The sequence below is a fragment of the Chryseobacterium sp. Leaf201 genome, assembly GCF_001421435.1.
Taxonomy (GTDB): Bacteria; Bacteroidota; Bacteroidia; order Flavobacteriales; family Weeksellaceae; genus Chryseobacterium.
In genome coordinates this window covers 1-9,027 of record NZ_LMKA01000144.1, presented here as the reverse complement: position 1 = coordinate 9,027, position 9,027 = coordinate 1, and the positions used below count along the sequence as shown (strand labels likewise).

General features: G+C 32.0%; 13 protein-coding genes. 12 read left to right on the top strand and 1 reads right to left on the bottom strand.

Features of this window, described 5'->3' with window-relative positions; all coding sequences use genetic code 11:
• The first annotated feature begins 74 nt into the window (after nucleotides 1-74).
• Entirely contained in the window at nucleotides 75-995 is a 921-nt protein-coding gene (locus ASE55_RS19760; protein ID WP_056223674.1) for a bacteriophage abortive infection AbiH family protein, read from the top strand.
• A 94-nt stretch (nucleotides 996-1,089) separates the two neighbouring features.
• Nucleotides 1,090-1,554, top strand: a complete 465-nt coding sequence (locus ASE55_RS19755; RefSeq protein ID WP_056223672.1) for a hypothetical protein — start codon at nucleotides 1,090-1,092, stop codon at nucleotides 1,552-1,554.
• 408 nt (nucleotides 1,555-1,962) lie between these two features.
• Here ASE55_RS19755 and ASE55_RS19745 read toward each other — a convergent pair whose 3' ends face one another.
• Nucleotides 1,963-2,370 carry a helix-turn-helix domain-containing protein gene (locus ASE55_RS19745; RefSeq protein WP_056223669.1) on the bottom strand — a complete coding sequence of 136 codons (408 nt, stop codon included), beginning with the start codon at nucleotides 2,368-2,370 and terminating at the stop codon, nucleotides 1,963-1,965.
• Between the two features lie 573 nt (nucleotides 2,371-2,943).
• Between ASE55_RS19745 and ASE55_RS20420 the strand changes: the two genes are divergently transcribed.
• The 10 genes from ASE55_RS20420 to ASE55_RS19700 all read left to right on the top strand — a co-directional run bounded on the left by ASE55_RS20420 (nucleotide 2,944) and on the right by ASE55_RS19700 (nucleotide 8,905).
• A complete protein-coding gene (locus ASE55_RS20420; protein WP_157844679.1) occupies nucleotides 2,944-3,102 on the top strand; it encodes a hypothetical protein in 159 nt (52 codons plus the stop codon).
• Between the two features lie 345 nt (nucleotides 3,103-3,447).
• Nucleotides 3,448-3,777 (top strand): NHLP leader peptide family RiPP precursor, encoded by a 330-nt coding sequence (locus tag ASE55_RS19740; RefSeq protein ID WP_056223668.1) that lies wholly within the window; start codon nucleotides 3,448-3,450, stop codon nucleotides 3,775-3,777.
• Between the two features lie 94 nt (nucleotides 3,778-3,871).
• Nucleotides 3,872-5,854, top strand: coding sequence for an adenylate/guanylate cyclase domain-containing protein (locus tag ASE55_RS19735; RefSeq protein WP_185116309.1), 1,983 nt, complete (start codon nucleotides 3,872-3,874; stop codon nucleotides 5,852-5,854).
• A gap of 296 nt (nucleotides 5,855-6,150) precedes the next feature.
• Nucleotides 6,151-6,483 carry an NHLP leader peptide family RiPP precursor gene (locus ASE55_RS19730; RefSeq protein WP_056223666.1) on the top strand — a complete coding sequence of 111 codons (333 nt, stop codon included), beginning with the start codon at nucleotides 6,151-6,153 and terminating at the stop codon, nucleotides 6,481-6,483.
• Between the two features lie 14 nt (nucleotides 6,484-6,497).
• Nucleotides 6,498-6,836 carry an NHLP leader peptide family RiPP precursor gene (locus tag ASE55_RS19725; RefSeq protein WP_056223664.1) on the top strand — a complete coding sequence of 113 codons (339 nt, stop codon included), beginning with the start codon at nucleotides 6,498-6,500 and terminating at the stop codon, nucleotides 6,834-6,836.
• A gap of 30 nt (nucleotides 6,837-6,866) precedes the next feature.
• Complete coding sequence (locus ASE55_RS19720; RefSeq protein ID WP_056223662.1) at nucleotides 6,867-7,196, top strand: NHLP leader peptide family RiPP precursor; 330 nt, start codon at nucleotides 6,867-6,869, stop codon at nucleotides 7,194-7,196.
• 53 nt (nucleotides 7,197-7,249) lie between these two features.
• The gene (locus ASE55_RS19715; protein ID WP_082474739.1) at nucleotides 7,250-7,606 is read left to right on the top strand and encodes an NHLP leader peptide family RiPP precursor; all 357 of its coding nucleotides are present in this window, start codon (nucleotides 7,250-7,252) and stop codon (nucleotides 7,604-7,606) included.
• 184 nt (nucleotides 7,607-7,790) lie between these two features.
• Nucleotides 7,791-8,156 carry an NHLP leader peptide family RiPP precursor gene (locus ASE55_RS19710; protein ID WP_056223660.1) on the top strand — a complete coding sequence of 122 codons (366 nt, stop codon included), beginning with the start codon at nucleotides 7,791-7,793 and terminating at the stop codon, nucleotides 8,154-8,156.
• A 24-nt stretch (nucleotides 8,157-8,180) separates the two neighbouring features.
• Nucleotides 8,181-8,513, top strand: coding sequence for a class IIb bacteriocin, lactobin A/cerein 7B family (locus ASE55_RS19705; protein WP_056223657.1), 333 nt, complete (start codon nucleotides 8,181-8,183; stop codon nucleotides 8,511-8,513).
• 38 nt (nucleotides 8,514-8,551) lie between these two features.
• The gene (locus tag ASE55_RS19700) at nucleotides 8,552-8,905 is read left to right on the top strand and encodes a class IIb bacteriocin, lactobin A/cerein 7B family (protein WP_056223655.1); all 354 of its coding nucleotides are present in this window, start codon (nucleotides 8,552-8,554) and stop codon (nucleotides 8,903-8,905) included.
• The last annotated feature ends 122 nt before the right edge of the window (nucleotides 8,906-9,027 follow it).

Genomic DNA, 9,027 nt, shown 5'->3' with positions numbered 1-9,027 from the left:
AAAAATAAATGAAAGAAGTTTTGATTAATATATTGAGCTAATCAAAATCTATAAAAAACTAATAAATTAAAAATATGAATCAAACATTATTTATTATCGGAAATGGATTCGATATGTTTCATGGAATTCCTTCAGGATATTCAGATTTTAAAGAATTCGTTAAAGAAACGGATAAAAAGTTATTTCAAGCTTTAGAATATTACTTTGATGCAGATTCTTTATGGTCTGATTTTGAAGGAACACTTGCCTACCTTGATACTGATAAAATTATTGATGATGCATCTCAATTTCTTGTTGGTTATGGTGCTGAAGACTGGTCTGATGCATATCATCATGATTACCAATATGAAGTACAGCAGGCAATTGATGTTGTTACAATTCAATTACAAGAGGAATTTATAAGATGGATATTGGGCTTGCAAATTCCTTATATTAAAGAGATGACTTTACCCGAGTCAGCTCAATTTATAAATTTTAATTATACTAAAACATTGGAACAAATTTATAATATTCCATATAATCATATATTGTATATTCATAATAAAGCTATAGATATGGAATCTGTATTGATTTTAGGACATGGTAGGACTCCTCATGTTAAACAACAAACTCCACCAAAAGTAATTGATAATAGTGAAGACAATGAAAATGATTACTATGATTATTATGAAGATATGGATGATGTTAGAGTTACTGAAGGTGATAAGATATTAGATCAATATTTTGTTGATACCTATAAAAATACAGATACTATTATCAACGAAAATCTTGCTTTTTTCAGCAGTTTAAGCAATATTACTAAAGTGTTTGTGTTAGGTCATTCAATGTCAGAAGTAGATATGAAATATTTTCATAAAATAAAAGAATCAGTTTCTAGTAATGCAGAATGGATAGTTTCATATCGTAATGAAAACCAAATTGATGAAAGAAGAGAAATACTTTCTAATTTAGGAATAAATTTGATGAGGTTTATTAAATTAGAAGAACTTAAATAAGAATTATTTTGGATAAATATTTTTGCACACATATTGACAAATAAAAAATAGCTTTTAATTAGTTATGATAAACTTAAATTTTTAATAGTTAGTAATGGATGAAAATCAAAAGCTTGACATAAAATCTTTTATGGATTATGTAAAAGAAAATCTGGCAACTATGTCTCTATATATGTCTTCTATTGGAATTGTCTATACTTTATCTTATTATTTTTTTTGGAATATTAATATTATTAATTATTTAAATCTAAGTGAAGTTATTTTACTTAGTGTGCAATATTTAATGGCACTTGCATTAATTTGCTTGTTCTTCTTGGTAAGTCATATATTTTTTTCCAAAGTTTATATCTTTGATAAAGTCCCTGAAGATAGAGGACTTAGTATTTTGTTACTTGCAGGTATTTTAGGATTTGTTATAATTTCCTGTATTGAAGAGTTTAGAATAGATGTTTTAGCTACATGGATAATTGGTTTTGCAGCAATTTATGCTTACGTTAAAAAGGGAAATATTAAGTTTCAAAAGTTAATTAGATATTTGCTGTCATCATGTTATTTTTAACCATAGGTAAAGCTATTCAGGATTTCTATAAAATCAGGTACAGCAATGGACAGAATCGTGAAACGTTAAGTTTTACAATTAATGAGATATTATATAGAGAAGATAAAAATCTATTGCTAATTGGTATGACAGAAAACTATCTTTTTATGTTTGATAAAGCAAAAAAAAGAAGCTTATATTTAGAAGAGATGAGATAAAATTCTCTGAATTAGAAGCTGTTAAATAATTTATTTTTTTAATATGTCTTTTTGATTATGTAAAATTCTGTTATTCAATGTTTTGATATATGAAAAATTGAATGTTTGGCTTTTACTTTTAATGGATTTCATTAAGTTGTATTTATGTGGCTCAACCATCATAGCTGAGCCGTATCAATGAAAAAGTAATTATCCCGAATTACTTATATTTTTATTTGTTGATCAGCTTTTCCAGCCTAGCCATCATCTCATCCTTCTCCTTCAGCATCCTTTCATATAATGCAATCTTTTCCTCGTGAAGCTGAATTAACTTATCAATTGGATTAACATTAAATGTTGGAGTGTGTCCTGTATTTAAGAATGAACCATCATTGAATGTATTTGCAATAACATTTACCGCCTGTTCTTCATCAAAATTCTGAAAAGCCTCTACAGGAATTTTCAGGACATTAGAAATGGCTTTTAGAAGATGATCTTCGATGACTTCCTTTTGCTCGAGGACGGAAATTTTCTTTTGGTTCCATTCTTCGCCCAGGTCAAAGGCCAGAGCATCCTGCTTGATGCCGAGCATTTCCCTGAAGCGTTTCACATTTCTTCCCTGATGTATTTTCTTTTCCATAGCGGTTATCAAATTTTAAAGGCTTAAAGATAAAGCCATTTGTGTTAATTCATTGAATGGTAAAGGTAAAAAATTATCCTGTAAATCCCGTTCACCCGGATATTTTATTCCCTGAATGTATAAATTATTCACGGATGAGACCGGAATTCAGTGCCTGCATTTTAAATTTTATTCTTATGAAAAGATAAAAATACTGATGGAAACCTATTGGTGGGCAACTTACGGAATAGAAGATCATTTTGAGCTGATTAGTGCTGCTTTTCTTCGGGTCTTGTTCGATACTTGTTCGGTAGTTGTTCGGAAAAAACATCTTTTTTCCGAACAACTACCGAAGAGTTCCCGAAGGACTCCCGAAGAAAGGTGCAGTACACCCGGTCAAAACCTGCCAAAACCTGCCAAAACCGGTCACAGCCGGCCAGGATGTTTTAAATTAAAAAATTCCGTGGTATATTTATCCTGTACCCGGCAAAATGGAAAGATGGCGGAGACCGTTAAATCTTGTTTATTAATCGTAGACTTTATAAAAAATGAAAGCTTTATATACAATTCCTGTTGTTTTTTCCTTTGTTCTGTATGGCACAAATTCCGGTGATCGAAACGGCGGATGGAAAAGGCGGATATGCAAAAAATAAGCAGGTTATCCTTCAGAAGTTAATAATCGGAACCAAGATCGCAGGCAGTCTCTCTATCCATGTCGTAACAATGGTTTTAAAAACAATTCCAATCGGTTAAGAGAAGGGCATCTGATCTTTCCGCTTCCGGAAGGCGTTAATGCCGGCGGATATGCTTTGGATATCAACGGGAAGCTGCACAGTGCCGTTCCGGTAAAAAAAAGCCAATGCATTGCTGGATAGTTTCAAAGCCTTGTTAGTAAAATATGAAATATTTGATATCACATAGATTAATCTGCATTATCTTGATTTTTCTATTTTGTTTTCCAAGAAATTAAAAGTTTAAATAGGTTCATCATAATAATATTAACATCTTGTTTGAAATGTCAGTGATAATGGCGATACTCTCATTGTTGATTATTCTACTTTTACGTAGTCAGTTTATGTTTAATATAAAAATAAAAAAATGAGCTCAACAAATGATCAACAAGTTTTACAGGCTATTGTACAGAAAGCCTGGAGCGATTCTGCATTTAAGCGGAGTCTGATTGAAAAGCCGGTTTCAACAATTGAAAACTTTCTGGGACATTCTTTTAATCTTCCCCAAGGAAAAAATCTTTCAATTGTAGACCAATCTGATGCTTCTACTATTTTCATAAACATTCCTGCCGAACCGGATATGGAAGATATGGAATTGAACGAAGAGCAGTTGGAAGTTGTTTCTGGAGGAGAGGGAACTCCGCCCGTGATGGTAAAACCAATTAATTACGAAGGGAATTTATTTGGTGGAAATTAAGGCCTAAGATTTTATCAGGACTCAACTGTAAAAACGTATATATTCTAGAACTTTGAATATGTACGTTTTATGTTTAATTAAAACATTTTTTGGCATGAAAGAATTTTGGATTTATATATTGTTTTTCCTTTCACTGATTATTGGAACAACCCTTACTAATGCACAGACAAAAGAAAATAAAAGATTGGAAATTTCTTCTACATCACAAAGCCGGAAATCAGCAGACAGTCTATTTAATTTAGGTGTAAAAAATCAGGATAGTGGAAATTTTCCACAATCTTTGATTTTCTTCGAGAGAAGTTTAGAATTGTATCAAAGTCTCGGCAAATTCAAAAATATAGGCGATTGCTACAGCTATATCGGGACAACATATTATTACCAGGGAAATTATTCTAAGGCACTGATCTTTTTTAATAAAAGTATTCAGACTTATAAAAGAGCAGGTTATAAAAAAGGAATATCATCTATATTAAATAATATGGGTGGCGTTTATTACTATTTAGGTAATTATCTGAAAGCATTAGATCTCTATAAACAGGCGGTTATCATTCAGGAAGAAATTGGTGACGAAAGAATAACGGCAGCAACAACTCAAAACATTGGCGGAATTTATTCTAAAGTTAAGGACTATCCTAATGCAATGAAATACTACCATAAATCGTACTCTATCTATAAAAAACTGAATGATATAAAAGCGATTGCCCAAAATTCAAATGCAATAGGGTTTGTCTATATAAAAGAAAAAAATTACCAAAAAGCATTTGCAAGTCTTAATCAGGCGCTCATAATTTCTGATAAAGTAAATGATAAACAGATAAAAATAGAAGTATTGTCAAATCTGGGAGAATTATTCTACGATCAGTCTGATTACGTAAAATCGCTTTCCTATTATAATCTCTGTTTACAATATTCTGCTGAAATCAACAGTTTACAGTATAAAAGTGATTCACAAATAGCAATTGGCAATATATTCCATAAGTTGGGCAAAAATCAGGTAGCGGTTAATACATGTGAGTCAGGCCTAAAGATCGCAGAAAAATTAGGTGCTGTTTCAGCAAAAAAAGATGCTTGCGAATGTTTGTATAAAGCTTATAAATCTTTAGGACAGGATAAAAAAGCACTCACTTTCTATGAGAAAGTAAACATTTTTGAGGAAGATCTGCAATCGGAAGAAACATCTAACCGCATGATGAATATGGAGTTTCAGAAACAACAGCTCGTAGACAGTCTTTCCAACGTCAGAAAAGCACATCTCATAAAACTGAAACATACGGAAGAAATTCAGGAAAGAGAAAAACAGCGGAATATCATTGTTATTTCCTTAGGTTTTATTCTTGTGGTTGCAGCAGGTTTATGGAACAGATTAAATTTCGTAAGAAAATCCAGAGCAGCTATTAAAGTTGAAAAAGATAATTCTGAAAGATTGCTTTTAAATATCCTTCCGGAAGAGATCGCAGAAGAGCTTAAAGCAAACGGTTATGTAAATGCAAAAAATTTCAACTTAGTCTCTATTCTTTTTACCGATTTCAAATCATTTACGGAAACATCAGAAAAACTTTCTCCGCAGGATCTTGTAGAAGAAATTAATGTCTGTTTTAAAGCTTTTGATATGATCTGTGGCAAATACAATATTGAAAAAATTAAAACCATCGGTGATGCATACATGGCAGCCGGAGGAATTCCTAAACCTGATGTTAATTCATTAAAAAATATTGTATCTGCAGGAATTGATATGCAGAAATTCATGTCTGAAAGAAAGCAGATGAATGACAATAATGGTAAAACAACGTTTGAAATGAGACTTGGAATCCACGCAGGACCCATTGTAGCGGGAATTGTTGGGGTGAAAAAGTTTCAGTATGATGTTTGGGGAGATACCGTAAATACGGCAAGCCGGATGGAGAGCAGCGGCGAAGTAGGAAAAGTAAACATCAGCGAATCATTATATAATCTTATTAAAAACGAACCTGATTTCTTTTTTGAATATAGAGGAATGATTCAGGCAAAAGGGAAAGGTGAAGTGAAAATGTATTTTGTTTTTGAAAATAATACGGCAATTCCTAAAAATTCTATTTAATGACAAATTTCTCAGTTTTTTTGGCCGATTTATGTCGATTAAGCTTTCTAAATTTACATTATAAGAAAAGCGAAAAATAAGCTAAGAAAGAAAATTAGCAATTGAAATTACAGACAGATCTATCGGTTTTTTTGGCTGAATTATAAAGATTATCCTTTCTAATTTTACAATAAAGGAAAAGCGGTAAGGTTGCAACATACAAAAAGCAGCAATTGAAATTACAGACAGATTTCTCAGTTTCTTTGGCTGAATTATACAAGTTAACCTTTTTACATTTACATTAAAGAAAACAGAAAATGGAATCAAGAAGAGAACAAGAAGTATTACAGTCAGTCCTTTCCAAAGCGTGGGAAGATCAGACTTTCAGAAAAAACTTAATAGAAGATCCGGTAAATACGATTGAAAATTTTACAGGAGTAAAAATTGTTCTGCCGGAAGGAAAAACTTTAATTGTAATAGATCAAAGCGACAATTCAAAAGTTTACATGAATATTCCTGCTGAACCAGATTTTGAGAACATGGAGCTTTCTGAAGATCAGTTGGAAGATATCGCAGGAGGAGGACAAAATGTAATGGGAGATATTGTAAACTCTTTATTTACAGATATTAAAAACTTTATCAAGTTATAATAAAAAAAATAATCATGGAAATTACTCAAGATCAAAAAATATATGCTGAAATCGTACAGAAAGCATGGGATGATGCAGATTTCAAAAAAGAATTAATGGAAAATCCTAAAGCTGCCATCGAAAAGCTGACAGGAAAAAAATTAAACTTACCGGAAGGAAAAACTTTGGTTGTAAAAGATCAGACAGATGAATCTCAGGTTTTTATCAATATTCCTGCAAAAGTAAATGCTGATGATGCAGAACTGAATGATGAGCAGTTAGAAGCTGTAGCAGGAGGAGCGGATCCTTTAACAACTGTTACTAATTGGGCTTTTAATACAGGTGTGAAAATAGGAACCTGGTTGGTGTCTTAAAAAATTACATAATTATCAAAAAAATTGAAAATGGAATTTACACACGAACAAAAAGTATATGCTGAAATCGTGCAAAAAGCATGGGATGACGCAGACTTCAAAAAACAATTGATTGAAAACCCAATTGTTGCAATTGAGAAGCTTACCGGTGAAAAATTAATACTCCCTAAAGGAAAAAAGTTAGTTGTTAGTGATCAAACCGACGAATCTCAGGTTTTCATCAATATCCCTGCAAAACCAAACTTTGAAGATGTGGAATTGAATGAAAATCAGTTAGAAGCGGTCTCCGGAGGAATTGAGATAGTAGATAATATTGGTGCTGCAATTATGAATTTTCTTGGAGGAGGTAAACTTCTATAAACAGACAGTCAAATCATAAAATTTAACAATAATCAAAAACAGAATTTAACAACATGGAATTTACTCAAGAACAAAATGTGTACGCAGAAATCGTACAAAAAGCATGGGAAGATGCTGAATTTAAAAAAGCATTACTAGCAAACCCTGTAGAAGCAATTGAAAAATTGACAGGAAAAAAAATGAACTTGCCGGAAGGAAAAACTTTTGTAGTAAGAGATCAAACTGACGAATCTATTGTATTCATTAATCTTCCGCCACAGCAAAATGCAGACGTAGAGTTGAATGAAGATCAATTAGAAGCTGTTGCAGGTGGAGTATGGGCTGGTCCAGACGGCAGTGGATGTACACCTACTTTTCCTCCTAAACCGACTTCTCCTTTCCCTAAGGATATCTTCACTACAACCATCTAGATAAAATATTTTATCAGGGAAGTGGTTCAGTAACAATTAGATTCTGATTTACTAGAACAGAATAACATTATTGTAGATGAATTAGAATTATCAGATGAACATCTGGAAGCAGTTGCGTGTTTTGCAATAACTTTAACTATAGTTACAATCATCACAATTTTTCAAAAATATTAAATAATCTATCATGGAATTTACACACGAACAAAAAATATACGCAGAGATCGTACAAAAAGCTTGGGAAGACGCTGCTTTTAAGAAAGAATTAACAGCAGATCCAATAGCTACAGTTAAGAAATATTTTGGTCAGGAATTAAAATTACCAGAAGGAAAAACTCTTGTGGTGAGAGACCAGACAGATGAGTCTACCGCTTACATTAATATTCCTGCAGAAACAAAAAAAGCTGATGATTTAGAATTAAGCGAACAGCAACTGGAGGCTGTAGCAGGAGGAGCACATATTTATCCTGGATTAACGGTTGTTTTACCTACAATCATCTTTACTCCAAGTCCGACAGTTCCTGAACCACCAGTAAAAAACTTTAATATTTAATAATCATTTAAAACAATAATAAAAATGGAATCACAAGAAAAACAATTAAATGCCCAAGTAATAGAAAGAGCTTGGGAAGATGCTCAATTTAAAAAAGAATTGCTTGAACAGCCAGTAGAAACAATGGAGAAACTTACAGGTCGCAAAATTAACTTACCTAATGGTCAAAAGTTGGTTGTAGTTGATCAAATGGATGAATCTGTAGTTTATTTTAATATACCAAGAAAAATTGATATTAATAGCCTAGAACTTACAGAAGAGCAGTTAGAACAAGTTGCAGGCGGAGTTACTCCAGCAGCACTTTTATACGGTATTGGTCTAGGAATAGCTATTTGGGCAGCTACGCACCAAGGATAAATTATCAATAAATTACATTTTTTTTAAAATATTATACCATGAATTATACATTACAAAATTTAGAAAAAGGAGAAGAATTAATAAAAGTTTTAGCAAATAAAGCTTGGGAAAGTTCTACTTTCAAAGATCAGTTAATTAAAAATCCAGTATCTACGATCGAGGAAGTAACAGGAAAGAAATTATCAAACCTTGATAAGAAAATTGTTGTAGAAGATCAGTCTGATGAGTCTGTAATCTATTTTAACATTCCTGCAAAAATGGATTTGGATGAATTGGAGCTCACTGAAGAACAACTAGAAATGATTGCTGGTGGTGCTACTCCTGTTGCAGTGGCATACGTTGCAGGTGTTGCTATTGGAGTTGGTGTATGTTGGCTTGTTTCCCATCTGTAAAAAAAATACATAAATGATCAAACAATCTCTGTAAAGTGATTGTTTGATCGGTTTTTTATTATTTAAAAAAACTTAAAAATGAATAAAAATCCTATAAGACCAGTATTAATATTAATAGAAAT